24 protein-coding genes, 1 tRNA gene and 1 pseudogene are annotated in these 26,304 nt (G+C 72.2%); 13 read left to right on the plus strand and 13 right to left on the minus strand.

Annotated elements, in window-relative coordinates:
* Positions 1–232, plus strand: a 232-nt coding sequence (locus tag ABT381_RS24885) for an ArsR family transcriptional regulator (protein ID WP_351598453.1), incomplete at its 5' end; no start/stop codon positions are given.
* A 40-nt stretch (positions 233–272) separates the two neighbouring features.
* Here the strand turns inward: ABT381_RS24885 and ABT381_RS24890 are convergent.
* From ABT381_RS24890 to ABT381_RS24905, 4 genes and pseudogenes are all read right to left on the minus strand, one after another.
* Positions 273–348, minus strand: a tRNA-His gene (locus tag ABT381_RS24890).
* 108 nt (positions 349–456) lie between these two features.
* Complete coding sequence (orn, locus tag ABT381_RS24895; RefSeq protein WP_351598456.1) at positions 457–1,089, minus strand: oligoribonuclease; 633 nt, start codon at positions 1,087–1,089, stop codon at positions 457–459.
* A gap of 250 nt (positions 1,090–1,339) precedes the next feature.
* A pseudogene (locus ABT381_RS24900) lies at positions 1,340–2,375 on the minus strand (GlxA family transcriptional regulator); the annotation flags it as partial.
* 369 nt (positions 2,376–2,744) lie between these two features.
* Positions 2,745–3,050 carry a hypothetical protein gene (locus tag ABT381_RS24905; RefSeq protein WP_351598459.1) on the minus strand — a complete coding sequence of 102 codons (306 nt, stop codon included), beginning with the start codon at positions 3,048–3,050 and terminating at the stop codon, positions 2,745–2,747.
* A gap of 465 nt (positions 3,051–3,515) precedes the next feature.
* Between ABT381_RS24905 and ABT381_RS24910 the strand changes: the two genes are divergently transcribed.
* On the plus strand, positions 3,516–4,037 hold the full coding sequence (locus ABT381_RS24910; protein ID WP_351598462.1) for a universal stress protein: 522 nt from the start codon (positions 3,516–3,518) through the stop codon (positions 4,035–4,037).
* Between the two features lie 311 nt (positions 4,038–4,348).
* Here the strand turns inward: ABT381_RS24910 and glmS are convergent, their stop codons facing one another.
* Positions 4,349–6,169: a glutamine--fructose-6-phosphate transaminase (isomerizing) gene (glmS, locus tag ABT381_RS24915; protein ID WP_351598465.1), complete on the minus strand. Its 1,821-nt coding sequence runs from the start codon at positions 6,167–6,169 to the stop codon at positions 4,349–4,351.
* 45 nt (positions 6,170–6,214) lie between these two features.
* Positions 6,215–6,490 carry a hypothetical protein gene (locus ABT381_RS24920; protein ID WP_030250040.1) on the minus strand — a complete coding sequence of 92 codons (276 nt, stop codon included), beginning with the start codon at positions 6,488–6,490 and terminating at the stop codon, positions 6,215–6,217.
* 178 nt (positions 6,491–6,668) lie between these two features.
* On the opposite strand from ABT381_RS24920, the gene ABT381_RS24925 reads away from it, so the two are divergent.
* A complete protein-coding gene (locus tag ABT381_RS24925) occupies positions 6,669–8,267 on the plus strand; it encodes a beta-N-acetylhexosaminidase (protein WP_467754324.1) in 1,599 nt (532 codons plus the stop codon).
* 3 nt (positions 8,268–8,270) lie between these two features.
* Here the strand turns inward: ABT381_RS24925 and ABT381_RS24930 are convergent, their stop codons facing one another.
* The 4 genes from ABT381_RS24930 to ABT381_RS24945 are packed head-to-tail and all read right to left on the minus strand — an operon-like array spanning position 8,271 to position 13,979.
* Entirely contained in the window at positions 8,271–9,431 is a 1,161-nt protein-coding gene (locus tag ABT381_RS24930; RefSeq protein WP_351598473.1) for an acyl-CoA dehydrogenase family protein, read from the minus strand.
* A gap of 5 nt (positions 9,432–9,436) precedes the next feature.
* The gene (locus ABT381_RS24935) at positions 9,437–10,399 is read right to left on the minus strand and encodes a hydroxymethylglutaryl-CoA lyase (protein ID WP_351598476.1); all 963 of its coding nucleotides are present in this window, start codon (positions 10,397–10,399) and stop codon (positions 9,437–9,439) included.
* On the minus strand, positions 10,396–12,351 hold the full coding sequence (locus ABT381_RS24940; RefSeq protein WP_351598478.1) for an acetyl-CoA carboxylase biotin carboxylase subunit: 1,956 nt from the start codon (positions 12,349–12,351) through the stop codon (positions 10,396–10,398). Before ABT381_RS24940 ends, ABT381_RS24935 begins: the two co-directional genes overlap by 4 nt.
* 11 nt (positions 12,352–12,362) lie before the next feature.
* Entirely contained in the window at positions 12,363–13,979 is a 1,617-nt protein-coding gene (locus ABT381_RS24945; protein ID WP_351598480.1) for a carboxyl transferase domain-containing protein, read from the minus strand.
* 135 nt (positions 13,980–14,114) lie between these two features.
* On the opposite strand from ABT381_RS24945, the gene ABT381_RS24950 reads away from it, so the two are divergent.
* The 4 genes from ABT381_RS24950 to ABT381_RS24965 all read left to right on the plus strand — a co-directional run bounded on the left by ABT381_RS24950 (position 14,115) and on the right by ABT381_RS24965 (position 17,935).
* Positions 14,115–14,732 carry an SACE_7040 family transcriptional regulator gene (locus ABT381_RS24950; RefSeq protein ID WP_351598482.1) on the plus strand — a complete coding sequence of 206 codons (618 nt, stop codon included), beginning with the start codon at positions 14,115–14,117 and terminating at the stop codon, positions 14,730–14,732.
* Between the two features lie 118 nt (positions 14,733–14,850).
* Positions 14,851–16,008, plus strand: coding sequence for an acyl-CoA dehydrogenase family protein (locus ABT381_RS24955; RefSeq protein WP_351598485.1), 1,158 nt, complete (start codon positions 14,851–14,853; stop codon positions 16,006–16,008).
* A gap of 9 nt (positions 16,009–16,017) precedes the next feature.
* Positions 16,018–16,908, plus strand: coding sequence for an acyl-CoA thioesterase (locus ABT381_RS24960; protein ID WP_351598488.1), 891 nt, complete (start codon positions 16,018–16,020; stop codon positions 16,906–16,908).
* Positions 16,909–16,987: 79 nt separating this feature from the next.
* Complete coding sequence (locus ABT381_RS24965) at positions 16,988–17,935, plus strand: cation diffusion facilitator family transporter (RefSeq protein WP_351598490.1); 948 nt, start codon at positions 16,988–16,990, stop codon at positions 17,933–17,935.
* A gap of 8 nt (positions 17,936–17,943) precedes the next feature.
* Here the strand turns inward: ABT381_RS24965 and ABT381_RS24970 are convergent, their stop codons facing one another.
* A complete protein-coding gene (locus ABT381_RS24970; protein ID WP_351598492.1) occupies positions 17,944–18,741 on the minus strand; it encodes a phosphatase in 798 nt (265 codons plus the stop codon).
* A gap of 126 nt (positions 18,742–18,867) precedes the next feature.
* On the opposite strand from ABT381_RS24970, the gene ABT381_RS24975 reads away from it, so the two are divergent.
* From ABT381_RS24975 to speB, 6 genes are all read left to right on the plus strand, one after another.
* Complete coding sequence (locus ABT381_RS24975; RefSeq protein WP_351598494.1) at positions 18,868–19,914, plus strand: trypsin-like peptidase domain-containing protein; 1,047 nt, start codon at positions 18,868–18,870, stop codon at positions 19,912–19,914.
* A 166-nt stretch (positions 19,915–20,080) separates the two neighbouring features.
* Positions 20,081–21,256 (plus strand): coiled-coil domain-containing protein, encoded by a 1,176-nt coding sequence (locus ABT381_RS24980; RefSeq protein WP_351598496.1) that lies wholly within the window; start codon positions 20,081–20,083, stop codon positions 21,254–21,256.
* Complete coding sequence (locus tag ABT381_RS24985) at positions 21,256–22,182, plus strand: putative Ig domain-containing protein (protein WP_351598498.1); 927 nt, start codon at positions 21,256–21,258, stop codon at positions 22,180–22,182. Before ABT381_RS24980 ends, ABT381_RS24985 begins: the two co-directional genes overlap by 1 nt.
* A gap of 32 nt (positions 22,183–22,214) precedes the next feature.
* On the plus strand, positions 22,215–23,990 hold the full coding sequence (locus ABT381_RS24990) for an SUMF1/EgtB/PvdO family nonheme iron enzyme (protein ID WP_351598500.1): 1,776 nt from the start codon (positions 22,215–22,217) through the stop codon (positions 23,988–23,990).
* A 4-nt stretch (positions 23,991–23,994) separates the two neighbouring features.
* Positions 23,995–24,345, plus strand: coding sequence for a CU044_2847 family protein (locus ABT381_RS24995; protein ID WP_351598502.1), 351 nt, complete (start codon positions 23,995–23,997; stop codon positions 24,343–24,345).
* A 148-nt stretch (positions 24,346–24,493) separates the two neighbouring features.
* The gene (speB, locus tag ABT381_RS25000) at positions 24,494–25,474 is read left to right on the plus strand and encodes an agmatinase (protein ID WP_030250019.1); all 981 of its coding nucleotides are present in this window, start codon (positions 24,494–24,496) and stop codon (positions 25,472–25,474) included.
* A 74-nt stretch (positions 25,475–25,548) separates the two neighbouring features.
* Here the strand turns inward: speB and ABT381_RS25005 are convergent, their stop codons facing one another.
* Both ABT381_RS25005 and ABT381_RS25010 read right to left on the minus strand, forming a co-directional pair.
* Positions 25,549–25,755 carry a hypothetical protein gene (locus tag ABT381_RS25005; RefSeq protein WP_351598505.1) on the minus strand — a complete coding sequence of 69 codons (207 nt, stop codon included), beginning with the start codon at positions 25,753–25,755 and terminating at the stop codon, positions 25,549–25,551.
* A gap of 312 nt (positions 25,756–26,067) precedes the next feature.
* On the minus strand, positions 26,068–26,304 hold a 237-nt coding region (locus ABT381_RS25010; protein WP_351598507.1), incomplete at its 5' end, for a helix-turn-helix domain-containing protein.

Below are 26,304 nucleotides of genomic sequence, written 5' to 3' on the forward strand. Positions count from 1 at the left end.
CGACGCGCTGGCCGCGGTACTCGGCCGGCCCCGGGCCGAGGCGCTGCTGCTGCTCGCGGAGGAGCACACCACCAGCGGGCTCGCCCGGCGGCTCGGCGTCAGCAACGCCAGCGCCTCCGCGCACGCCGCCGCGCTGCGCGGCGCGGGACTGCTCACCACGGTCCGCGCCGGCCGGGCGGTACTGCATCGGCGCACCCCGCTCGGCACGCTGCTGATACGGGGCCGGACATGACGAAGGCCCGGCCTGCTTCCGCAGACCGGGCCTTCACCGTTGGGGTGAGTAACGGGACTTGAACCCGCGACATCCTGGACCACAACCAGGTGCTCTACCAGCTGAGCTATACCCACCATGACCGGTGCTGTGTGGTGTCTTGTTCCCCACCGGCTGAAGAAAAGTGTACAGGGTCCGAAGGGGTGCTCGCTCCCGGCTTTCCCCCCTGCCGGGAGCGAGCTGCGTCACTGTCCGCCCGCGCGCTGCGCCTCGTGGGTCTCAGCGGGCAGGACGTGCTTGGCCGCGATCGCCTTCGCGGTGTCGGAGTCGGGCCCCGGCTGCGGCACGAAGACCGCCTCCCGGTAGTACCGAAGCTCCGCGATCGACTCGCGGATGTCGGCGAGCGCCCGGTGGTTGCCGTTCTTCTCCGGGCTGTTGAAGTACGCCCTCGGATACCAGCGCCGGGCCAGCTCCTTGACCGACGAGACATCGACGATCCGGTAGTGGAGGTAGTCCTCCAGCTCCGGCATGTCGCGCAGCAGGAAGCCGCGGTCGGTGCCGACGGAGTTGCCGCACAGCGGGGCCTTGCCCGGCTCCGGTACATGACTCTTGATGTAGTCCATGACCTGCCGCTCGGCGTCGGCGAGGGTCGTCCCGCCGTCCAGCTCCGCCAGCAGTCCCGAGGTGGTGTGCATCTCACGCACCACCTCGGGCATGGTCTCCAGGGCCTCGGCGGGGGGACGGATCACGATGTCCACCCCCTCGCCCAGGATGTTCAGCTCCGAGTCGGTGACCAGTGCGGCCACCTCGATGAGCGCGTCGTTCGCCAGCGAGAGCCCCGTCATCTCGCAGTCGATCCACACCATGCGATCGTTCATGCGTCTCACCCTACGGGGCGCTCCCGCTGGCTGGGCAGCACCGGGCGTCCGGTGGAGCGGCCGACGGCGGGTTCGCCGAGCCGGGACGCGTAGGCGTCCGACTCCGGTTTGCCCGGTTCGTGCGCACCGAACGGAGCGCCGTGACCCGGTACTGAGGCGTGTGCCCCGAAGCGCTCGGCCGCCGGGGTTCCCGTGCGGTCCAGGCGCTCCGGCCGCTCGGCCGAGCGGACCGAGGACCCTGGTGGTTCCCCGGTGCCGTTCTGTGGCCGCCGGGCGCGGTAGGCCGCCCGGTAGGCCGCCGGGGAGGACCCCAGCTGCCGCCGGAAATGACCACGCAGCGCGACGGGGGAGCGGAAGCCGCAGCGGCCCGCCACCTCGTCCACCGAGTAGTCCGACGTCTCCAGCAGACGCTGTGCCTGCAGTACGCGCTGAGTGATCAGCCACTGCAGGGGAGCGCTCCCAGTAAGTGAGCGGAACCGGCGGTCGAACGTCCGGCGGCTCATGTAAGCGCGCGCGGCGAGCGTCTCCACGTCGAACTGCTCGTGGAGGTGCTCCAGCGCCCAGGCGACGACCTCGGCCAGCGGGTCGGCGCCGATCTCCTCTGGTAATGACCTGTCGAGATAGCGCTGGTGCCCCAACTCCGACGCGGTGCGCCGGGGCGGCACGACCAGCCGGCGGGCGAGCGCGTTGGCCGCGTCGGCGCCGTGGTCGGTCCGCACGATGTGGAGGCACAGGTCGATACCGGCGGCCGTGCCCGCGGACGTCAGCACATCGCCGTCGTCGACGAACAGTTCGCGCGGATCGACATGGACGGACGGGTAACGCTTCGCGAGCGTCGGTGCGTACATCCAGTGTGTGGTCGCCGGGCGGCCGTCCAGCAGCCCTGCGGCCGCCAGTACGAACGCGCCCGTGCACAGCCCGACGATGCGGGCCCCTTCTTCGTGCGCGCGCCGGAGTGCGTCCAGCGCGGCAGGTGGTGGTGCCTGGGTGATCGAACGTCAGGCGGGCACCACGACGGTACCTGCCCGGGAGATCGCCTCCAGGCCGTATGGAGCGGAAAGCTCCAGTCCGCCGGTCGTGCGCAAAGGCGCATCTTCGCCCGCGCACACGAGCAATCGGTACCTCGGCACGCCCGCGTCCTGGCGGTCGATGCCGAATACGGAGAGCGGAATGGAGCTCTCGAAAATCGGGCCGCCACTGAAGAGGAGCACCGCGACTACTTCGCGGCGTCGTCGGGCGGCGAGCTTGCGTGCGGCATCTGGTACGGCAGCGGAGTCCTGGCTCATGGCACTAAGCCCCCCTCGGTCGTCTCGCCCTCTCGGTCCTGCACTGTTCCCCCGCCGTGATTGCCAAGATCGAATCTACTGTGTCCCGTGAGGATGGAGTGCCAAGTTCACCACCTGCTGGTAAGTCGATATGGCAACTTGGCGCGAAGCATTCGATCACGAAGCGTTCCACTCGTGGGCCTCGCTGGGAAGTACGCGTCTCGCCCCTGCCCGCCCGTCGTAGGGCACAACCACGCCGTGCGGTCCTTTCCGGCCTGTTCAAAGGCCGGTTGCGGGTCGCTTTTGCCAAGGGATGTGCCGGGGGTCGAACTTGGCTGAAAAGGGTCGCGGGCACTCGTGCGAGCACCGCCGGAGTCGTGCGGAAGCGCCTCAATCCCCCGGCGTGCGCCCCCCGCCATGACGCCCGCCCCGGTGCGCCCCCAGGCCCGTTCTGCCGTGCCGTCCGCGGTGCACGGAGGCCCGTTCGACGGCCAGCCGGGCGGCGGTCCGCTCCGACTGCCGCAGCAGCGCCCGGCAGGCGCACGTGACCGCGGTGAGACCGATGGCGGTACCGGCGGCGCCGACGGGCGACGAACCGCACACGAGAAGGACAAGCGGAACCAGCGCGCAGCTGAACGCGCCCCAGCGGACCACGTCGCTCACGGGGTCCGTCGGCGGGTGCGGCGTACCGGGCAAGGGGGGCTCCTTCCGAGTGCTCCACGCCGACCGCGCGGACCACTAGGACAACGCCGCCGGCCACGGGGAGTCACCGCGTTGGGTACGGACGGAGCAGAGGCGGCGGTACCGGAGCAGAGGCGTCCGTATCGGAGTCGGGGCGTCCGCATGAAGGAGTCGGGGCGTCCGTATGAAGGGGCGGCGGGCCATTGCCAACGGCGCGACGCTCCGGCATGCTCCGGGGAACGTTCGGGGGCGCTGTCCGGTCAAAAGGGACAGTCGCCGTTTACGGAGGCCCTGGGCAGGGGAGGAGTGGCGCCGTACTCTTGGGGTAAGGGGTTGGGAAGATGATTCCCGGCCGTATTGTTCGGCATTGAACCATCGCCGTCGCCCCGCTCTCCGCCCAGCTCAGTCAACTCCCCGAACAAGTCAATCGCCGTTCCCCTCCGCCTCTGGGTACGAGGGCTCCCCTTCGCCGAGACACTCATGGCCGGTCACGAATTCTCTGATCCCGCGGACCGCAAGCAGGTCGCCGATCCGATGGCGGACCTCGAAGCGGCGGAACAGTCACGCCACTCCTGCGACCCCGCCTTCCAGCACGGTGTGGTGGTGGGCTTCGACGGCTCGATGTCCAGCGAACGGGCCCTGGCCTACGCCATCGGCATGGCGCGGCGCTCCGGCTCGGGCCTGATCATCGTTCATGTCGCCAACCGGCTCCCGACGACGGTGTGGGCGGGCTGTGAGCCGCCGGTCTTCGTCGACGTCCCCGACCACCGCACCGAGGTCCTGGGGCTGGAGCTGGCCTGCGCCGACCATCTCTCCGAGCTCTCCTGGATCCTGGTCGAGCGGGGCGGCGACATCTGCCACGAACTGGAGGAGGTCGGCCGGGAGTACGCGGCCGACGCGATCGTGGTCGGCTCCACGCACGGCATCGTCGGGCGGATCTTCGGCTCGGTCGCCGGGCGGCTGGCGCGGCGCGCGCAGCGTCCGGTGATCGTCGTCCCGTGAGGGCCGGCGGCCCTCCTCTTCCGTACGTATTCGGCCTCACCCCTCGTCCACCTGGTGACGTCACCTCGGCGTGACGAGGCGTCATACCCCGGTAGTAGTCGACAAATCTACTGACTCGTAGAGGTGGGTTGTGCGTCGGCGAGGGGTACAAACCTTCACACGACGTGCTGCCGCCCGGGTGTGACGGTTCCCGGGAGGGCGGCATCACTGCCGGCGTTAGGGCGACGCCGGCATCGAAGAGGCGGAGCCTCGCCCGTATGGTGGCGCGAGCGAGGCCCCGCCTCTTTTTGCAGCTCAGCGGGGGTGCGGGGTTACTCCACCGTCACCGACTTCGCCAGGTTGCGGGGCTTGTCGATGTCGCGGCCGAGGGCCAGGGCCGTGTGGTAGGCGAGGAGTTGGAGCGGAATGCCCATGAGGATGGGGTCCAGCTCGGGCTCGTTCTTCGGTACCACGATCGTGTGGTCGGCCTTCTCCTGCTCGGCGTGCGCGACGGCGAGGATGCGGCCGCTGCGGGCCTTGATCTCCTCCAGCGCCGCGCGGTTCTTCTCCAGCAGGTCGTCGTCCGGGACGATCGCCACGGTCGGCATCGCCGGCTCGATGAGCGCCAGCGGACCGTGCTTCAGCTCGGAGGCCGGGTACGCCTCGGCGTGGATGTAGGAGACCTCCTTGAGCTTCAAGGACGCCTCGCGCGCCACCGGGTAGCCGCGGACCCGCCCGATGAACATCATCGACTTCGCATCCGCATACAGTTCGGCGAGCTTCTTGATCTCGGCTTCGCCGGCCAGGATCTCGGTGATCTGCGCGGGCAGCCGGCGCAGGCCGTCGATGATCCGCTTGCCGTCGGCGACCGACAGGTCGCGGATGCGGCCCAGGTGCAGCGCGAGCAGCGCGAAGGAGACCACCATGTTGGTGAAGCACTTGGTGGAGACCACGCAGACCTCGGGCCCGGCGTGCACGTAGATGCCGCCGTCGGTCTCCCGGGCGATCGCCGAGCCGACGACGTTCACCAGGCCCAGCACGCGTGCGCCCTTGCGCTTGAGCTCCTGGACGGCGGCGAGCACGTCGTAGGTCTCACCGGACTGCGAGACCGCCACGTACAGCGTGTCGGGGTCCACGACCGGGTTGCGGTACCGGAATTCGGAGGCGGGCTCGGCGTCCGAGGGGATGCGGGCCAGCTCCTCGATCATCTGCGCGCCGATCTGGCCCGCGTGGTACGAGGTGCCGCAGCCCAGGATCTTGACCCGGCGGACGCCGCGCGCCTCGCGCGGGTCCAGGTTGAGGCCGCCCAGGTGCACGGTGGAGAAGCGGTCGTCGATCCGGCCGCGCAGCGCGCGGTCCACCGCGTCCGCCTGCTCGGAGATCTCCTTGTGCATGTACGTGTCGTGCGCGCCCATGTCGTAGGACTCGGCGGCGTACTCGACGGTCTCCGGGGAGGACGTCGTGCGCGAGCCCTCGGTGGTGTACGTGCGGTAGTCGTCGGCCTTCAGGGTGGCCATCTCGCCGTCGTCCAGGGTGACGACCTGGCGGGTGTGCGAGACCAGCGCGGCGACGTCGGAGGAGACGAACATCTCCTTCTCGCCGATGCCCAGCACGACCGGGGAGCCGTTGCGCGCGACCACGATGCGGTCGGCGAAGTCGGCGTGCAGCACGGCGATGCCGTACGTGCCCTCGATGTGCCGCAGCGCCTCGCGGACCTTCTCCTCCAGCGTGGCGGCCTGCGAGCGGCCGATGAGGTGCGCGAGGACCTCGGTGTCGGTCTCGGAGGCGAACTCCACGCCGTCGGCGGTCAGCTTCGCGCGCAGCTCGGCGGCGTTGTCGATGATGCCGTTGTGGACGAGGGCGACCTTGCCCTCGGCGTCCAGGTGCGGGTGGGCGTTCTCGTCGTTCGGCGCGCCGTGGGTGGCCCAGCGGGTGTGGGCGATGCCGGTGGTGCCGGCGAAGCGCTTCGGCAGCCGCGACTCCAGCTCGCGGACCCGGCCCTTGGCCTTGGCGGTCTTCAGCCCGCCGGCCTTGCCGGAGGCGTGGATGGCGATGCCGGCGGAGTCGTAACCGCGGTACTCCAGGCGCTGCAGGCCCTCAAGGAGCAGCGGCGCGACATCGCGTTTGCCGATATAACCGACGATTCCACACATGTGGGTTGACCCTCCCGGATTGACGGTGCGTAGGTGCCCGGCGTCTCAGCCGTAGACGAGGCGGCGCAGCTGGCGTATCGAGAGCTCGGGCGGGGCCACGGCGCGGTGCGGCAGCTCGTGGGCGATCCGCTCGAAGATGGCGTCGTTGCGCAGGCCCTGTGCCTGCAGTTCGCGGTGTCTGCGGCGCACGAACGTCTCGGCCGTCTCGTCGAAGTACGCGAGCACGTCCTGGATCACCCGGACGGCCTCGCCGCGCTGCAGCGGCGTACTGCGTACCAGGTGTTCTACGAGGTCCTCGTGGGACGGACGGCGATCGAGCACTCGTCGATAGTGCGGTGCCGGACGCGCTTTCGCAAGAAATCTGCCCGCTTTCGGGCAAACGGCCGTCCGCCAGGGGTGGATATTGGTCTACACCTTGACCCTTCGTGTGGCGCACGGTACGCAAGGTGAGCGTTCGGTTGCTCCATGCCCTGCACGAAGCCTGCCGAAGGGATCACCCGTGTCACTCGTCAGACCGTACAGACTGTTCTGTTCCCTCTTTTTGGTGGCCGCGGCCGGCCTGGGTACGGCGGGCGCCGCCCCCGCGGCCGGGCGCCCCGCCGCGGACCCCGTGCCCCTCGACCGGCTCGTGCCCGCACCCGTTTCCGTCCGGCCCGCGCACGGCTCCTACGCGCTCACCGCCCGTACCGCCATCCGCGTCCCCGGCGCCACCGCCGAGTCGAAGAAGGTCGCCGGCTACCTCGCGGACGTGCTGCGGCCGTCCACCGGGTACGCGCTGCCCGTCACGACCCGCGGCGGCGGCGACGGCATCGTGCTCCGGCTGGGTGCCAAGGGGCTGGGGGAGGAGGGCTACCGGCTGACCGTCACCGGCCGCGCGGTGACCCTCAGCGCGAGCCGCCCGGCCGGCCTCTTCCACGGCGTCCAGACGCTGCGCCAGCTGCTGCCTGCCGCTGCGGAGCGCCGTACGAAGCAGCCAGGGCCCTGGGCGATCGCCGCCGGAACGGTCACCGACACCCCGCGCTACGCCTACCGCGGCGCGATGCTGGACGTCTCCCGGCACTTCTTCTCCGTCGAGAAGGTCAAGCGCTACATCGACCAGCTCGCCCTCTACAAGATCAACAAGCTGCACCTGCACCTCTCCGACGACCAGGGCTGGCGCATCGCGATCGACTCCTGGCCCCGGCTGACCACGTACGGCGGCTCCACCCAGGTCGGCGGCGGCCCCGGCGGTTACTACACCAAGGCCGACTACAAGGAGATCGTCCGGTACGCGCAGAGCCGCTATCTGACCGTCGTCCCCGAGATCGACATGCCGGGCCACACCAACGCGGCCCTCGCCTCGTACGCCCAGCTGAACTGCGACGGTACGGCCCCGCCGCTCTACACCGGTACGAACGTCGGCTTCAGCTCCTTCTGCGTGCCGAATCAGGTGACGTACGACTTCGTGGACGACGTCCTCCGCGAGCTCGCGGCGATGACCCCGGGCCCGTACCTCCACATCGGCGGCGACGAGGCGCACTCCACGAGCCACGAGGACTACGTCACCTTCATGAACAAGGTGCAGCCGGTGGTCGCGAAGTACGGCAAGACGGTGATCGGCTGGCACCAGCTGACCGGCGCGACGCCCGTGAAGGGCGCGGTGGCGCAGTACTGGGGCTACGACGCGACAGCCGCGGCCGAGAAGGCGCAGGTGGCCGACGCGGCGAAGAAGGGGACGCGGCTGATCCTCTCGCCCGCCGACCGGGCCTACCTGGACATGAAGTACACCAAGGACACCAAGCTCGGCCTGAGCTGGGCCGGATACGTCGAGGCGCAGCGCTCGTACGACTGGGACCCGGGCAGCTACCTCCCGGGCGCCCCGGCCGGCTCCGTCCTCGGCGTCGAGGCGCCGATGTGGTCCGAGACGCTCTCGGAGAGCGACCAGGTGGAGTACATGGCCTTCCCGCGGCTCCCCGGCATCGCGGAGCTGGGCTGGTCGCCGGCGAGCACGCACGACTGGGACACCTACAAGGTGCGCCTCGCGTCCCAGGGTCCGCGCTGGGACGCGATGGGCATCGACTACTACAGGTCGCCGCAGGTGCCGTGGCCTACCGATTGATGGTCACAGCCCCATCTCCCGCGCGATCAGCATCCGCTGGACCTCGCTCGTGCCCTCGCCGATCTCCAGGATCTTGGAGTCGCGCCACATGCGGGCGACCGGGTACTCGTTCATGAAGCCGTAGCCGCCGTGGATCTGGGTGGCCTCGCGGGCGTTGGTGACCGCGATCTCCGAGGAGTACAGCTTCGCCAGCGCGGCCTCCTTCTTGAAGCGCTCGCCGTGCACCAGGCGGGAGGCCGCGTCGCGCCACGCCAGCCGGGAGGTGTGGGCGCGCATCTCCATGTCGGCGAGCTTGAACTGGATGGCCTGGTTCTCCCCGATCGGCTTCCCGAAGGACTTCCGCTCCTTGGCGTACCGCAGCGACTCGTCCACGCAGCCCTGCGCGAGGCCCGTGGCCAGCGCCGCGATGGCGATCCGGCCCTCGTCCAGGATGCGCAGGAACTGGGCGTAGCCGCGGCCCTCCTCGCCCAGCAGGTTGGCCGCGGGGACGCGGACGTCGGTGAAGGACAGCTCGCGGGTGTCGGAGGCGTTCCAGCCGACCTTGGAGTACGGCGCCGCGACCGTGAAGCCGGGGGTTCCGGACGGCACGATGATCGCGGAGATCAGCGGGCGGCCGTCCTCCTTGTGACCGGTCACCGCCGTGACCGTCACCAGCCCCGTGATGTCCGTCCCCGAGTTGGTGATGAAGCACTTGCTGCCGTTGATCACCCACTCGTCGGTGGCCGCGTCGAGACGGGCCGTGGTGCGCGTCCCGCCCGCGTCGGAGCCGGCCTCCGGCTCGGTCAGCCCGAACGCGCCGAGCATCTCGCCCGAGCACAGCTTCGGCAGCCAGGTCTGCTTCTGCTCCTCCGTGCCGAAGTGGTAGATCGGCATGGCGCCGAGCGAGACGCCGGCCTCCAGCGTGATCGCCACCGAGGAGTCGACCCGCGCCAGCTCCTCCAGCGCGATGCCCAGGGCCAGGTAGTCGCCCCCCATCCCGCCGTACTGCTCGGGGAACGGCAGCCCGAACAGGCCCATCCGGCCCATGTCGCGGACTATCTCGTACGGGAACTGGTGGTTCTCGTAGTACTCGCCGATCTTCGGGGCGACGACGTCGTGCGCGAACGCCTCGACCGTGGTGCGCAGTTCTTCCAGCTCGGCGGGGAGTCGGTGGTCCAGGGACATGGGGGTCACTCCTTGTGGGAGTCGAGGGGAGTAAGGGCGCGGACGGTGCGGGACGGGCTCGGCCGGCCCAGCCGGCCGGCCATCCACACGCTCGTGGCGGTCAGCCGGTCCAGGTCGACCCCGGTCTCGATGCCGAGGCCCTGGAGCATCCACACCAGGTCTTCCGTGGCGAGGTTGCCGGTGGCGCTCTTGGCGTACGGGCAGCCGCCCAGGCCGCCCGCCGAGGCGTCGACGGTGGTGACGCCGTGCTGCAGCGCGGCCAGGGTGTTGGCCAGCGCCTGTCCGTAGGTGTCGTGGAAGTGGACGCCGAGCACGTCCGTGCCGACGCCCGCTTCGTTCAGGGCGTTCAGCAGGGCGGTGACGTGGCCGGGCGTGGCGACGCCGATGGTGTCGCCCAGGCTCAGTTCGTCACAGCCCTGGTCCAGCAGCGCGCGGCAGACCCGTACGACCTGGGCGAGGGGCACCGGGCCCTCCCAGGGGTCGCCGAAGCACATGGAGAGGTAGCCGCGGACGTGCGCGCCCGCCTCCTTGGCGCGGGCGACGACCGGCGCGAACATCGCCAGCGCCTCGTCGACCGTGCGGTTGAGGTTGGCCTTGGCGAAGGACTCGGTCGCGCTGCCGAAGACGGCGATCCGGTCCGCGCCGAGGGTCAGCGCCCGGTCCAGGCCGCGCTCGTTCGGTACGAGCACGGGCAGCCGTACGTCCTTCCCGAGGTCGCGCACCATTGGGAACAGCCGCTCGGCGTCGGCCAGTTGGGGCACCCACTTGGGGTGTACGAAGCTGGTCGCCTCGACCGTGTCCAGGCCCGCGGCCGCCAAGCGGCGGATGAACTCCGCCTTGACCTCGGTCGGTACCACGGTCTGTTCGTTCTGCAGCCCGTCCCGCGCGCCGACCTCGTGGATGCGGACCCGGGCGGGCAGGCCGGGCGCGGGGACGGCCATCGGCAGTCCCGCGGGTCCCTCGGTCATGACGTCTCCTTGTCCGGAGCGGGCTCCTCGTCGGGGGTGATCACGGCCAGTACCTGGTCCATGGCGACCGTGCTGCCCGGCGTCACGTCCAGTTCGGCGACGGTGCCCGCGTGCGGTGCCGAGATGACGTGCTCCATCTTCATCGCCTCGACCACCAGCAGCCCCTGACCTGCGGTGACGTGGTCACCGACGGCGGCCTTGACGACCGTGACCGTGCCGGGCATCGGGGCGGTGAGGGAGTCGGCGCCGTGCACCCCGGCCGCGCCGCTGAGCGTGGCCGCCACCGGGTCGTAGTCCTGCACGTGCCAGGCGTCGCCGTCCCGGCCGAGCCAGTCCCCGGCCCGTACGAAGGTGTGCCGCACGCCGTCGACGGTGACCGCGACGCGGTCGGCGGTGACCTGGCCGCTGCCCGTCACCTGTACGGGCTCGTGGCCGGGCACCCGCAGCCAGAAGGCGAGGGGAGACGGCTCACCGCCCAGCCGCCAGCCGCTCGGCACGGAGAACGGATCGGTCCAGCCGCCGCCGGACGGGGCCGGTTCCAGCGCGGCCCGGCGCACCGCCGCCCCGGCCGCGTACACCTCCTCGGGCACGTCCTGGTCCACCAGGCCGTCCGCCTCCCGCTCGACCAGCCCGGTGTCCAGCTCCCCGGCCACGACCGCCGGGTGCCCGAGCAGTCGGCGCAGGAAGCCGGTGTTCGTGGGCACGCCGAGGATGACCGTTTCGGCGAGCGCGGCCCGCAGCTTGCGCAGCGCGGTGGCGCGGTCCGGGCCGTACGCGATGACCTTGGAGAGCATGGGGTCGTACAGCGAGCCGACCTCTGTGCCCTCCGACAGCCCGGAGTCGGTCCGGACGCCGTCACCCGACGGCTCGCGCAGCGCGAGGACCGTGCCGCCGGACGGCAGGAAGCCGCGGGACGGGTCTTCCGCGCAGATCCGGGCCTCCACCGCGTGCCCGGTGAGGGTGATGTCCTGCTGTACGTACGGGAGTTCCTCGCCCGCGGCGACCCGCAGCTGCCACTCGACCAGGTCGATGCCTGTGACCAGCTCGGTGACCGGGTGCTCGACCTGGAGTCGGGTGTTCATCTCCATGAAGAAGTACGAGGAGGGGGCGTCGCCGGGGACGATGAACTCGATGGTGCCCGCGCCCCGGTAGGCGCAGGAGCGGGCCGCCTGGACGGCCGCCTCGCCCATCGCCGCGCGCGTCGCCTCGTCCAGCAGGACGCTCGGCGCCTCCTCGATGATCTTCTGGTGGCGGCGCTGGAGGGAGCACTCGCGCTCCCCGAGGTGGACGACATTGCCGTGGCCGTCGGCGAGCACCTGTATCTCGATGTGCCGGGGGCGGTCGACCCAGCGCTCGACGAGGAGGGTGTCGTCGCCGAACGAGCCGCGGGCCTCGCGCCGCGCCGCGGCGATCTCGTCGGCCAGCAGCGCCTCGTCCCGTACGAGCCGCATGCCCTTGCCGCCGCCGCCCGCCGAGGGCTTCAGCAGCACCGGCATGCCGATCTCCCGTGCCGCCGCGGCCAGTTCGGCGTCGGTCAGGCCGCTGCCGGACGAGCCCGGTACGACGGGAACGCCCGCGGCGCGCACCGTCTCCTTCGCCCGGATCTTGTCGCCCATCAGGTCGATGGCGTCGGCCGACGGGCCGATGAAGACCAGCCCGGCGTCCGTGACAGCGCGCGCGAAGGCGGCGTTCTCGGCGAGGAAGCCGTAGCCGGGGTGGATCGCCTCGGCGCCGCTGCGCCGGGCGGCGTCCAGCAGCGCGTCGATGCGCAGATAGCTTTCTGCGGCGGCCGGCGGGCCGATCCGCACGGCCGTGTCCGCCTCCCGTACGTGCCGGGCGTCCGCGTCCGCGTCGCTGAAGACGGCGACCGAGCGGATGCCCAGGGAGCGCAGGGTACGGATCACGCGGACGGCGATCTCGCCGCGGTTGGCGACCAGAACAGTGCTGAACATGGTGGAGGTCCTCACATCCGGAAGACGCCGAAGGCGGGGTCGGTCAGCGGGGCGTTGGCGCAGGCGGTGAGGGCCAGACCCAGCACCTGCCGGGTCTCCATCGGGTCGATCACGCCGTCGTCCCAGAGCCGCGCCGTCGCGTAGTAGGCGTTGCCCTGCGTCTCGTACTGCTCGCGGATGGGGGCCTTGAAGGCGTCCTCCTCCTCGGCGGGCCACTCCTCGCCGCGCGCTTCGAGCTGGTCGCGCTTGACCGTGGCGAGGACGGACGCCGCCTGCTCGCCGCCCATGACGGAGATCTTGGCGTTCGGCCACATCCACAGGAAGCGGGGGGAGTACGCGCGGCCGCACATGGAGTAGTTGCCCGCGCCGTACGAACCGCCGATCACGACGGTCAGCTTCGGCACCCGTGTGCAGGCCACCGCCGTGACCATCTTGGCGCCGTGTTTGGCGATGCCGCCCGCTTCGTAGTCCCTGCCGACCATGAAGCCGGAGATGTTCTGCAGGAAGACGAGTGGGATGCCGCGCTGGTCGCACAGCTCGATGAAGTGCGCGCCCTTCTGCGCCGACTCGGAGAAGAGGATGCCGTTGTTGGCGACGATGCCGACCGGGTGGCCGTGCAGGTGCGCGAAGCCGGTGACCAGCGTCTGGCCGTACTCGGCCTTGAACTCCGCGAAGCGCGAGCCGTCGACGAGCCGGGCGATGACTTCACGGACGTCGTAGGGGGTGCGGGAGTCGGTGGGGACCATGCCGTACAGCCCCGCCGGGTCCGCCTTGGGCTCCTCCACCGTCCGTACGGTCCAGGGGAGCGGCGCGCGCTCGCCGAGCGTCCCGACGATCGTGCGGACGATCCGCAGCGCGTGCGCGTCGTCCTCGGCGAGGTGGTCGGTGACGCCGGAGGTACGGGAGTGCACCTCGCCGCCGCCCAGCTCCTCGGCCGTGACGACCTCGCCGGTCGCGGCCTTCACCAGCGGCGGGCCGCCGAGGAAGATCGTGCCCTGGTTCCGCACGATCACCGCCTCGTCGCTCATCGCGGGGACGTACGCGCCGCCGGCCGTGCACGAGCCGAGGACCGCCGCGATCTGCGGAATCCCGGCGCCGGACATCCGGGCCTGGTTGTAGAAGATCCGCCCGAAGTGCTCGCGGTCCGGGAAGACCTCGTCCTGCATCGGCAGGAAGGCGCCGCCGGAGTCGACGAGGTAGACGCAGGGGAGACGGTTCTCCAGGGCCACTTCCTGGGCGCGGAGGTGCTTCTTGACCGTCATCGGGTAGTACGTGCCGCCCTTGACCGTGGCGTCATTGGCGACGATCACCACCTCGCGGCCGCTCACCCGGCCGATCCCCGCAATGACGCCCGCCGCCGGGGCCGCGTCCCCGTACATCCCGTCCGCCGCCAGCGGGGCCAGCTCCAGGAAGGGGGAGCCGGGGTCCAGCAGGGCGTCCACCCGGTCCCGGGGCAGCAGCTTGCCGCGCGCGGTGTGCCGCGCCCTGGCCTTCTCGCCGCCGCCCAGCCGGGCCGCCGCGAGCTTTGCGCGCAGCCGGCCAACGAGCTCGCGGTGCGCGGCCTCGTTGGCCCGCCAGGAATCCGCCGCCGGATCGGCGGCGCTCCCCAGCACCGGTGCCTGCTCCATCGTCCACCCGCCCCTTGTTCAGTGGTCGCTGTTACTGGTCGCTTCGTGGTCGCTTTGGTGGTCACTGTTAATGGTCGTTAACGGCGTTCGCCTTCAGGTTAACGAGCACTAACCCGCCTGTCTACAATTGGAGCCATGAGCAGCACCAAGGCCCCCGCCACCGTCAGCCGCCGCGAGCAGATCCTCAAAGAGGCCGCCCGGCTCTTCGCCGAGCGCGGCTTCCACGGCGTCGGCGTGGACGAGATAGGAGCCGCGGTCGGGATCTCCGGTCCCGGCCTGTACCGCCACTTCGCCGGCAAGGACGCGATGCTCGCCGAGCTGCTGGTCGGCATCAGCGAGCGGCTGCTGGACGGCGGCCGGCTGCGGGTCGCCGACGGCGGCGAGAGCGCCGAGGAGGTGCTGCACGCGCTGATCGAGGGGCACATCGACTTCGCCCTGGACGACCGCCCGCTGATCACCGTGCACGACCGGGAGCTGGACCGGCTGCGCGAGGCGGACCGCAAGCGGGTGCGCCAGCTGCAGCGCCAGTACGTCGAGCTGTGGGTCGAGGTCGTCCGCGAGGTCTACCCGGCCTGCACGGAGTCCGAGGCGCGCGCCGCCGTGCACGCCGTCTTCGGCCTGCTGAACTCCACGCCGCACCTGAGCCCGCGGGCCAGCCTGCCGCCCCGCACGGCCACCGAGGCGCTGCTCAAGCGGCTGGCGCTGGGCGCGCTCGCGGCGGCGGCGGACCCGGACCGGCAGCCGATGGGGTGATCCCCTTCACGTGGTCGCACGCTGATTGAACCCTGGACAGCCGACGTGACTGCCCGGTAGCTTTCGCTGAGCAAGCGCTTAGACAGCGTAGTGAGTCGGGATTGGCCAGGAGGCGGTTGTGCAGCGGACGGTATTCAACGAGGACCACGAGGCGTTCCGGGACACCATCCGCGCCTTCATCGAGGGCGAGGTCGTGCCCGTCTACGACGAGTGGTTCGCCGCCGGGCAGGTGCCCCGCGAGTTCTACTCCAAGCTCGCCGAGCTGGGCCTCTTCGGCATCAACGTCCCCGAGGAGTTCGGCGGCGCCGGCCTCGACTCGCACAAGTTCGAGGCGATCCAGTACGAGGAGACCGCCCGCGCGGGCGTCAACTTCGGCGGCTCCGGCGTGCACGTGCTGCTCGCCCTGCCGTACATCAAGATGCTCGCCACCGACGAGCAGAAGAAGCGCTACCTGCCGAAGTTCGTCTCCGCCGAGGAGATGTGGGCGCTGGCGATGACCGAGCCGGGCACCGGCTCCGACCTCGCGGGCATGAAGACCACCGCCAAGCTCTCCGAGGACGGCACCCACTACGTCCTCAACGGCGCCAAGACCTTCATCACCGGCGGCGTGCACGCCGACCGCGTCATCGTGTGCGCCCGCACGTCCGCCCCGAAGGAGGACGACCGCCGCTTCGGCATCTCCCTCTTCGCCGTCGACACCAAGTCCGAGGGCTACTCCGTCGGCCGCAAGCTGGACAAGCTGGGCCTGCGCACCTCCGACACCGCCGAGCTGGCGTTCGTCGACGTGAAGGTGCCGGCCGAGGACCTGCTCGGCGAGGAGAACAAGGGCTTCCACTACCTCGGCAAGAACCTGCCGTCCGAGCGCTGGGGCATCGCCTACGGCGCGTACGCGCAGGCCAAGGCCGCCGTCCGGTTCGCGCAGCAGTACGTCCAGGACCGCACCGTCTTCGGTAAGACCGTCGCGTCCTTCCAGAACACCAAGTTCGAGCTGGCCGCCTGCCAGGCCGAGGTGGACGCCGCCGAGGCCGTCGCCGACCGCGCCCTGGAGGCCCTGGACGCGGGCGAGCTGACCGCGGCCGAGGCCGCCTCCGCCAAGCTCTTCTGCACCGAGGTCGCGCACCGCGTCATCGACAAGTGCCTCCAGCTGCACGGCGGCTACGGCTACATGAACGAGTACCCGATCGCGCGTCTGTACGCGGACAACCGCGTCAACCGCATCTACGGCGGCACCAACGAGGTCATGAAGTCGATCATCGCGAAGTCGATGGGCCTCTAGGCTGCCCGCGTGAACGACGCACTCCAGTCCCTCCTCGACCTGCTCACCCTGGAGCAGATCGAGGAGGACATCTACCGCGGGCAGTCACGCGCCGCCGTGGTCCCCCGGGTCTTCGGCGGCCAGGTGGCGGCCCAGGCGCTGGTCGCGGCGGGCCGTACGGTCCCCGCCGACCGCCCGCCGCACTCCCTGCACGCGTACTTCCTGCGCCCCGGGGACCCCGGCGCGCCGATCGTCTACACCGTCGACCGCATCCGCGACGGCCGGTCCTTCACCACCCGCCGGGTCGTCGCCGTCCAGCACGGCCAGCAGATCTTCCACCTCACCGCGTCCTTCCACGCGCACGAGGAGGGCCTGGAGCACCAGGAGCCGATGCCGAAGGTGCCGGACCCGCTGACCCTGCCGACCGCCGCCGAGATGCTGCCCCGGTACGCCGACCGGTTCGTGGCCGAGGGCGTGGCCGAGCGGCTGCTGGAGGCCCGGGCCGCGGTCGACCTGCGGTACGTGGACGCGCCGCCGTTCGCCACCGCCGGTGAGGTGCGCGAGCCCCGCTCCCAGGTCTGGTTCCGTACCCAGGGCAAGCTCGACGGCGACACCGGCATCCCCCGGCCGCTGCTCGACATCTGCCTGGTCACCTACGTCTCCGATATGACGCTGCTGGACTCCGTGCTGCTCGCCCACGGGCGCGGCGGCTGGGCGGTCGGCGACGTGGTCGGCGCGAGCCTGGACCACGCGATGTGGTTCCACCGGCCGGTGCGCGCCGACGAGTGGCTGCTGTACGACCAGGAGTCGCCGACCGCACAGGGCGGCCGGGGCCTGGGCAAGGGCCGGATCTTCACGGCCGAGGGACAGCTCGCGGTCTCGGTGATCCAGGAGGGCGTGATCCGCACGCCGCGCGCCTGAGAGCCTGAGTCCTCCCAGGAGGGACGGCCCTCATCGGGCATACTCCCGCTTCATGGGCCGGACAGAGGAAGCGCGTGACATGTCCGGAGGGGGCGAGGGCGAGAGCACGGCGACCGTCCTCGTCGCCGCCGGGGCCAACCTCGGCATCGCCGCCGCCAAGGCCGTCGGCGGCGTCCTCAGCGGCTCCAGCGCGATGCTCTCCGAAGCCGCGCACTCCCTCGCCGACACCGTCACCGAGCTGCTGCTGCTCACCGCCCTGAAGCGCAGCGAGAAGCCGGCCGACGAGGACCATCCGCTCGGCCACGGCCAGGAGCGTTACATCTGGGCGCTGCTCGCCTCCGTCGCCACCTTCGTGGGCGGCGCGGTCTTCTCCATCTACGACGGCGTCCACACCCTTACCCACGGCGAGGAGCTGGGCGACCCGCTGGCCTCCTACGTGATCCTCGCCGTCGCCTTCCTCCTGGAGGGCTACTCGCTGCGCACCGGACTGAAGCAGGCGCGCGTGGAGGCGGCCCGCTTCGGCGTGCCCCTGGGCCAGTACCTCCACCACACCCCGGACACCGCGGTGAAGGCCGTCGTGATGGAGGACTCCGCGGCGCTGGCCGGCCTCCTGCTGGCTGCCGGCGGGCTGCTGGGCGGGCAGCTCACCGGCTCGGGCGTCTGGGACGGCGTGGCGGCGATCCTGATCGGGCTGCTGCTGGTGTACGTCGCGTGGGTACTGGGCCGCAGCAACGCCCGGCTGCTCATCGGGCGCTCGCTGCCGCCCTTCCTGCGGAACGCGGTACGGGAGCAGCTGCGCGAGGTACCGCACGTGGTGGACGTGCTGGAGCTGGTCACGATCGTGCAGGGGCCGCGCGAGGTGCTGATCGCGGCGAAGGTCGACTTCCGTGACATGGCCACCGCCGCGGAGATCGAGTGGGCCTGCGAGGACGCCGAGCGCGCCCTCCGCGCCCGCTTCCCCGCCGTCCGCCGGGTCTTCCTGGACCCGACGCCCGGGGCGGGGCAGCGGCGGCCGGGAAGGGACTGAGCCGCCGCTCAGCCGTCCAGCCCCGCCGCGTGCAGCAGGTAGGCCGTCAGCGGGTCGTAGTAGCGCGGGCTGCGGACGTGGTCGTCCAGGGGGACCGTGACCTGGACGGTGCCCTCCGCCTCGGCCAGGAAGAGCGCCGGGTCGTTCGAGTCCGCGTAGCCGACGGCGTCGATGCCGCGCTGCCCCGCGCAGCCCGCCCAGCCGTGGTCCGCCACCACCAGGTCCGGCAGCGCCTCGCCCGCGGCCTCCAGACCGTCCAGGATCGCCGCCATCGGGGCCGGCGAGTGCGTGTGCCACAGGGTCGCGCCCCGCTCGACCATCGCGACCTGGCCGAACTGGAAGACCACGCCGTCGTCGGCGGTCAGCCCGTCCGGGATCACCACGATGTCGCAGCCCTGCGCCCGCAGCGCGGCGGCCGTGGCGATGTGCACGTCCAGCAGCCCGCCCGGGTGACCGGTCGCGAGGAGCACCCGCCGCCGGCCGGCGGCCGCCTTGCGCAGCACCGCCGCCATCCGGTCCAGCGCGTCCACCGTCAGCTCGGGGTCGATGGTGTCCTGGCCGTGGCGGTGGTCCGGGTCGTCCACGACGCCGCAGCGCTCGGCCATCACGGCGAGCACGTCCTGCTCGTCTCTCCAGCGGTCGCCCAGCTCCAGGCCGAACCAGTAGTGGCGGTCGCCGTTGGCGAGCTTGCGGTAGTGGTCGAGGTTGTTCTCGCGGGGCGTGGCGACGTCACCGGCGATCCGGGTGCGTACGAGGTGCTCGACCAGTTCGGCGCGGCTGGGGGCGGGGGCGGAGGTTATCGGCATGAGGCCCATTGTGCCGGTGCGGATCAGTCCGGGGCGGGGGAGTTCCGCCGCGTGGACACCTCGCGCGGCCCGCCGTGTCTACGATCGCGGTGTTCCGGCGGCTCGGTACGGCGAGGGGGAGCACGGGTGAACGGGCGGGCGGCCAGGCCGCCGTGGCAGGTACGGATCAGGCCGGCGGGCGGCGACGGAGTACTCGGCGGTGGCGTGCTGTGCGCCAACGGAACGGTGCTGACCTGCGCACATGTCGTCGGACCCGGGGGCGGAGGGGACGGCGGGGGCGGCGGGCCGGCCGGGGTCCTGGTCGACTTCCCCTTTCTGGAACGCGGCCACGGCATCCCGGCCGGCATCGTGCTCAGCCGCGCCGAGACCCCGGTCGGCAGCCCGGACGACGTCGCCGTGCTGCGGCCCGCACGCGTACCGGCCGGCGCCTGCGCCGCGCCGCTGGACGAGGTCGACGACCCGGCAGGGCACGGCTTCGACGCGTACGGATTCCCCGCCGGGCACCCCGACGGGGTGTGGGCCACCGGCCGGCTGGACGGCCGCACGGCGGGCGGGCTGATCCAGTTCACCGTGCCGAGCGCACAGGGCTACTCGCCCGCGCGCGGCTTCAGCGGCTCGCCCGTGTGGGACCGGGACGCCCGCGTCGTCGTCGGCATGGTGACTGCCGTCGACCGGGACGCGCGGCTGCGGACCGCGTACGCGGTGCCCGTGGACGGGCTGCGCGCGCACTGGCCGGAGCTGACCGAGCCGTACCCGGTACGGCTGTGGGTGCACGACCCGTACGGCGCGCCCGCCCGGCTGGTGCCGCTGCGCACCACGGGCCGGGACCGGCACACGTACTGGGTGGGGCGGAGCAGCGGTACGGGCACCGAGGCGGACATCCTGCTGGCGTCGCGGGCGCCGCACGTGGTCAGCCGCTGGCACTGCCGGCTCGCGTACGAGTGGGGGCAGTGGTTCGTGGAGCTGCCGGTGGCCGGGCCGCGGGTCTTCGTGCGGCACGTGGGGAACGAACTGCCGCAGCCGGTGCCGCAGGACGGCCGGACGCGGCTGCGCAACGGCGACACGGTCCTGATCGAGGCCGCGCGCCGCTCCGGCGACGCCACTTCCGACGGGGCGCGGGCGCACTGGGAGCTGGAGTTCGTCGACGACGGCCAGACCAGCTCGCTCGGCTGACCCGTTTTCACCCCCCAACTCCCTTACTCACGGGTCGTTTTCGCTATACACCACTCGAAGGAGTGACGGGCGGGAACTTTGGTGCGTGAGATATACGTCACGTCTGGTGAAGAGGCACGCAGAGCCGACTGCGGCCTCAACGCCGCCTGAGGGCAGGGGAGTAGGCGTGAAGAAGCTACGGGGGACGTTCTTCTGGTGCGGGCTGACGGGTGGCGCCCTGGCGGTGCTCCTGGTGTCCACGGGTGTGACGGGCGCGGTGCCGCCGCTGCAGCGGCTGATCGACGGCGGCGGGGCGTCGCGCGCCCTGGCCACCGCGGTGCTGGCGGTCACCCTGTGGGTGCTGCTGATGCTGGGCGTACGGCTGCTGCACAACAGCCGGGAGGCCGCCGGGCTGGCCGCCTACCCCTCCCGCGCCCCGGGCGGCCGGGTGGGCGAGGTGCACGCCATGCTGCGGCAGGCCGCCGAGGACGCCCGCAGGCGGGAGCCGGAGCGCGCCGAGGCCCTGGTCGCCGGCCGCTCGGCGGTGCACGCCGCGCGCGCCGAGACGCCGTACGCGCTCATCCGCGCCCTGGTCTGGGCGCTGCCCGCGCTCGGGTTCATCGGCACCGCCGCCGAGATGGCGCGGTCCATCGGCGGGCTCGGCGGCGCGGTGGCCAGGACCTCGTCGTACGCGGAGCTGAGCCACACCCTCGTGCGGGACGTGATCCCGCCGCTCGCAGGCGCGTTCAGCATCACGCTCTTCGCGCTCGGCAGCAGCGTGGTGTGCCATCTGCTGGTCTCGGTGGTGCACACCCACGAGGAGCGGCTGCTGCTGGCGACGGACGAGCGGGCGCTGGCGGAGCTCGGCCGGGCCGGGCGGACGGCCGCCCGCCCCGACTGGGCGGCGGAGGCCCGGGCGGTGCAGGAACTGGGCGAGTCCATGCGGACGGCGGTGGCGGCGGTGCGCGGGCTCAACACCGAGCTGGAGCGGCTGCGCACGGAGGCGGCCGGGACCCGGCTGGGCGATAACCGCCCGGACCGCTCCGAGGAGATCGTCAGCCGGCTGACCTCCATCGATGCCCAGCTCTCCGGCATCGGCGCCGGGCTGGACCGGGACATGGTCCTCACCCCGGTCCGCGCCCCGCGCGGCGGGGGACCCGGGCACCACAACGGCCGGTACATCCTGCCGGACGGTGACGGCGACGACTTCGGCGGCGGACCCGGCGCTCCCGGACCCGGCGCTCCCGGACCCGGGCCAGGCACGCCGGGCGGCCCGGACGGTCCGCCCCGGCCCCGCGGTCCGCAGAACTTCCGGGGCGGCCCGGACGGCCTCGGCGGCGGCCGTGCGAACGGCGGGCTGTGATGCGCGGACTCGGGGGCCCGCGGAGCTTCGGGGGACGGCGCGGCGACGGCGACGGCGCCCCCGTGGAGCTGCGCTTCATCGACCTGCTGCTCATCATCATCGCCACGCTGATGTTCATGGCCGTGCTGCTCGCCCTGGTCAGCGCGAACGCTTCCCCGGACCGTTCGGACACGAGCCGCCCGCCGCAGATCCGGGTCGCCACCGCGGCGGCCCCGGACGCGGTGGCCGGCAAGCCGTACGCGCTCACGCTCGCCGCGGTCGGCGGCCGCCCGCCGTACCACTGGGCCCGCGCGGCCGGTGAGCTGCCCGAGGGGCTGAAGCTGACCGAGGAGGGCGTGGTCACCGGCCGGGCCCGGAGCGCCTCGGGGCCGGCCGGCGCCGACGAGGCCGCGGCGACCGCCACCGTGCGGGTGCAGGACGCGGCGGGGATGCGCGCGCAGCGCACGCTGCGGCTGGCGGTGGTGCGTGCCGCGCCGGAGGCGGGCTCCCAGCGGCCGAGCCTGCGGGTGGTCGCGAAGACCCTGGCGGTGCCCGAGGGGAAGAAGGGCGCCGAGTACGCCACGCACCACTTCCAGGCGGCGGCGGGCGAGGGCCCGTACGCCTGGCGGGCGGTCGGCGAACTGCCGCCCGGGATACGGCTGTCCGGGGCAGGGGCGCTGAGCGGGACGCCGGAGAAGAGCGGCAGCTTCCTCTTCGCCGTACGGGTCACCGACAGCACGGGCGCGCGCACCGAGCAGGGCGTCCGGATGACGGTCGGCGAGCCGCGGGAGGAGCGGTCGGACAACGACCGGTGGGCGCCCTGGTACGTGTACGCGCTGGCGGCGATCGGCGCGCTCGTGGTCCTGCAGATCCTCAAAGTGATCGTCTTCGGTTCGCGGGGCGGCATCCAACCACCGGTCCGCGGCCTCCGGGGGCTGGGCCGGTGAGATTCCGTACGACGAAAGGGGGTGCACGGTAGATGGGACTGGTGGCGGGAGCCCGGCTCAGCACCGGGCACGAGGTGCGCGAGGTGCGCAGGGGCGGGTTCTCCGAGGTCGGCGTGGTCGAGGGCCGGCTCGGGGAACGGCTCGCGGTGAAGCGCATCCGCGGCGAGATCAGGGAACGGCTGGGCGAGGCGGCCGACCAGGCGTTCCTGCACGAGTGCCAGCTCGCGGTCGCCCGGCTGGGCAACGCCCCGTACACGGCACGGCCGGTGCTGGCCCTGCCCGCGCTCGAACTGACCGGGGAGGGCGCGGCGGAGGGTGACGCGGCGGCCGGGCGGGTGGCGCTGGGACCCGCGCTCTTCATGGAGTACGTCGACGGGCCCTCGCTGGAGGACCTGCTGGCTGCCGGGCGGCTCGCCCCCGGCCAGGCGGCGCGGATCTGCGGCGGGGTGGCCGCGGCGCTCGCCCACGCGCACGAAGCCAAGGTCTGCCACCGCGACATCAAGCCGACGAACGTGCTCCTGACCCGGGGCAACGAAGTACGCCTCATCGACTGGGGGTTGAGCGGCGCCGGCCAGTTCTCCGACGTCACCACCCGCATCGAATTCATCTCCCCGGAGCGCCTCGCGCAGCTGGATCTCGCCGAGCCGCCGGACGATGTGTACGCGCTGGGGATGCTCTTCCACCTGTGCCTGACCGGGCGGCTGGTGAACCACTGGCCCGGCGGGGCCTCGGAAGCGCTGCGGGCCGAGCTGGCAGCGCCCGGCGCCGACGTTCCCGAGGAGCTGGCGCACATCGTCGTCTCGATGCTCGCGCCGCGCGCCGAGGACCGGCCCACGGCCCGCTCCCTCGCCGACATGCTGCTGCACGAGGACATGGCGCGCGCCCTGGCCGACCGCGATCTGGACCGGCCGTACTGCCCGGACTGCGGCCACGTCGTCGGCTCGGCCCCGGCGACGGCCCGCTGCCCGGTGTGCGGCGGCGGGCTGCTGCGCCGGGTGCCGGACGCGCAGGCGGAGGGCATGGTGCGCATCGCGGCCGGTACGTTCGTGCACGGCCTCAGCGACTCCCAGGCCCGGCACGCGCTGATCGCCGCCCGGATGACGCCCGACGACGAGCAGGTGCGGCGGCTGACCGGCGGCAGCGGCCCGCGCCGGGTGTTCTGCCGGGCCTTCGACATCGACCGCACGCCGGTGACCAACGCCCAGTACGCCGCCTTCGTCCGGGCGGTCAACTACCCGGAGCCGCCCGGCTTCGGCGCCGTACTGGCCGAGGCCCCCGATCACCCCGTGACGTCCGTGAGCTGGCGCGACGCGCTGTGCTACGCCCTGTGGCGCGGCAAGCGGCTGCCCACCCCGCTGGAGTGGGAGAAGGCCGCCCGCGGCCCGGACGACGACCGGATGTACCCCTGGGGCAGCGCCTTCGAGCGGGAGCGCTGCCAGGGCCTGCCGGGCGGCGCGGGGCCGCGCACGGTGCGGACGCTGCCGGTCGGCTCGCTCCCCGGCGGGCAGTCCCCCTGGGGCGTCCTGGACATGAGCGGCAATGTCAACGAGTGGGTCGCCGAGGGCACGGTCCCGGAGTATCGGGGCGTGCGCGGCGGCGCGACGGGTGAGGTGCTGGAGGTGTACGGCCTGGTGTCGTACCAGTCCCAGGCCCGCACGGACCACGTCGACGCGGCGATCGGCTTCCGCTGCGCGGCGGACGTGACGCACGGCACCGAGCCGTACGTACCGGGCGGACCTCCGGACTCGCTCGACGCCCTCGGGGAAGCGGGAGTGCCACTCAACTCCCGTAGCAAAGAAGGGAGGTGACGGGGTGACGGATGCGACCGGGCTGGTGCGGTTCCCGCTGGACGGCGGTGGCGAGGTGATCGTCGAGACGGCCGACGAGGGCGCGGGGACGGTGGGCGCGGGGCGGGCCGACGGTGCGGTGGCCGACGGCACCACGACCTTCGACCGTGCCCTGGACGGGGTGCGCGGCGCGGCCGACGCGGCCCTGCGCTGCTTCGGGTCGCTGGCGCAGCGCCCGGACGAGGTGCAGATCCAGTTCGGCGTGAAGCTGACCGCGCAGGCGGGGGCGGTGATCACGAAGACGGGAGTGGAGGGCCACCTCCAGGTGACGGTCACCTGGTCCGGGCAGCGGCCTCAGGCCCCGGAGACCGCCTGAGCGCCCTCGACGCGGCGCCGACGCGGCCCCGACCGGCCCCGACGCCCCCGGCGCGGCCCGGTCGCTGGACACCGTGTCGAATGATGCCCCCCGTACCTCACAGATATGTCCATGGGGCGGACGCCGCTCCGTCTTTACGCTCAGCGCCATGACCACCGCATCTGCCGCATCCCCCGAGCCCGTCGGTCCCGTCGACTCCTCCCGCGTCCCGCGCTACGCGGGCCCGGCGACTTTCGCCCGGCTGCCGCGCATCGACGAGGTCGGCGGCCGCGCCGATGTGGCCGTCGTGGGCGTCCCGTTCGACACCGGCGTCTCCTACCGCCCCGGCGCCCGCTTCGGCGGCAACGCCATCCGCGAGGCGTCCCGCCTGCTGCGCCCGTACAACCCGGCGCAGGACGCCTCGCCCTTCGCGCTGGCCCAGGTCGCCGACGCCGGCGACATCGCGGCCAACCCGTTCAACATCAACGAGGCGGTCGAGACGGTCGAGGCCGCGGCGGACGACCTCCTCGGCACCGGCGCCCGGATGATGACCCTCGGCGGCGACCACACCATCGCGCTGCCGCTGCTCCGCTCGGTCGCCAAGAAGCATGGCCCGGTGGCGCTGCTGCACTTCGACGCGCACCTGGACACCTGGGACACGTACTTCGGCGCGGAGTACACCCACGGCACGCCGTTCCGCCGCGCGGTCGAGGAGGGCATCCTCGACACCTCGGCGCTCTCCCACGTCGGCACGCGCGGCCCGCTGTACGGCAAGAAGGACCTCACCGACGACGAGAAGATGGGCTTCGGCATCGTCACCTCGGCGGACGTCATGCGCCGCGGCGTGGACGAGGTCGCCGACCAGCTGCGCCAGCGCATCGGTGACCGCCCGCTGTACATCTCCATCGACATCGACGTCCTGGACCCGGCGCACGCCCCCGGCACCGGCACCCCCGAGGCCGGCGGCCTGACCTCGCGCGAACTCCTGGAGATCCTGCGCGGGCTGGCCTCCTGCAACCTGGTCTCCGCAGACCTGGTCGAGGTGTCCCCGGCGTACGACCACGCGGAGATGACCTCGGTCGCCGCCTCCCACACGGCGTACGAGCTGACCACGATCATGTCCCGGCAGATCGCGGCCGCGCGCGGCTGACGCCGGTCGTACCGAACGCACCAGGGCCCCGGAACGGAAACGTTCCGGGGCCCTGGTGTGTGTTCGGGCGTTGCTCAGATGCCGGTGGGCAGCTGGCCGGCCAGGCCGTTGGCCTTGGCGATGGTGCCCTGGGCGAGGCCCTCGACGGCCTGCACGGCGGTGCCGTCGACGGTCACACCGGCGCTGTAGCCGGCGACGCTGCCGCCGAGGGTCGCGGCGCCGGCGGCGATGCCGTCCAGCTCGCTGTCGGCGATCTCGGCGGTCTCGATGAAGTCACGCATGACTTTCTTCCTTTCAAAGCACGGGGACGCGGAAGAACGGGGGGTGACGCCGGGAATAGTGCCGGGGTGGAGCCCGTAAGGCAAGTCGCCTCCGACGGCCCGTGCATTACGTCGGAAATGGCCTACCGCATGGGCCGTGAAGTGCGTTTTTGGCCGCCGATGCCGTCGATGTCGGAAGTGAGCCGGTGGAATTCATGAAGGGTCGGCAAAGGGCGGCGAGGTCATGGCGAAAAGGATATGTCGGTAAACGTTTCCGGTAATTCAGGAACGGACGCCTTCAGGAACGGAGGCCTTCAGGAACGCACGACGCCTTCAGGAACGGACGCCGAGCGCGAACCACAGCTCCATCCGGACGTCCGGGTCGTCCGGATCGGTGTCGAGCAGGGCGGCGACGCGGGCGATGCGCTGCCGGACCGTGTTGCGGTGGATGCCGAGCGCCGTCGCCGTACGGTCCCAGCTGCCGTGCAGCGAGAGCCAGGCGCGCAGCGTCTCGCGGAGCGCCGGGGCGCCGTCGAGCGGCGCCAGTACGGCCGCCGCGTGCGCGCGGGC

It is taken from the genome of Streptomyces sp. NPDC000151 (assembly GCF_040301705.1).
Taxonomy (GTDB): domain Bacteria; phylum Actinomycetota; class Actinomycetes; order Streptomycetales; family Streptomycetaceae; genus Streptomyces.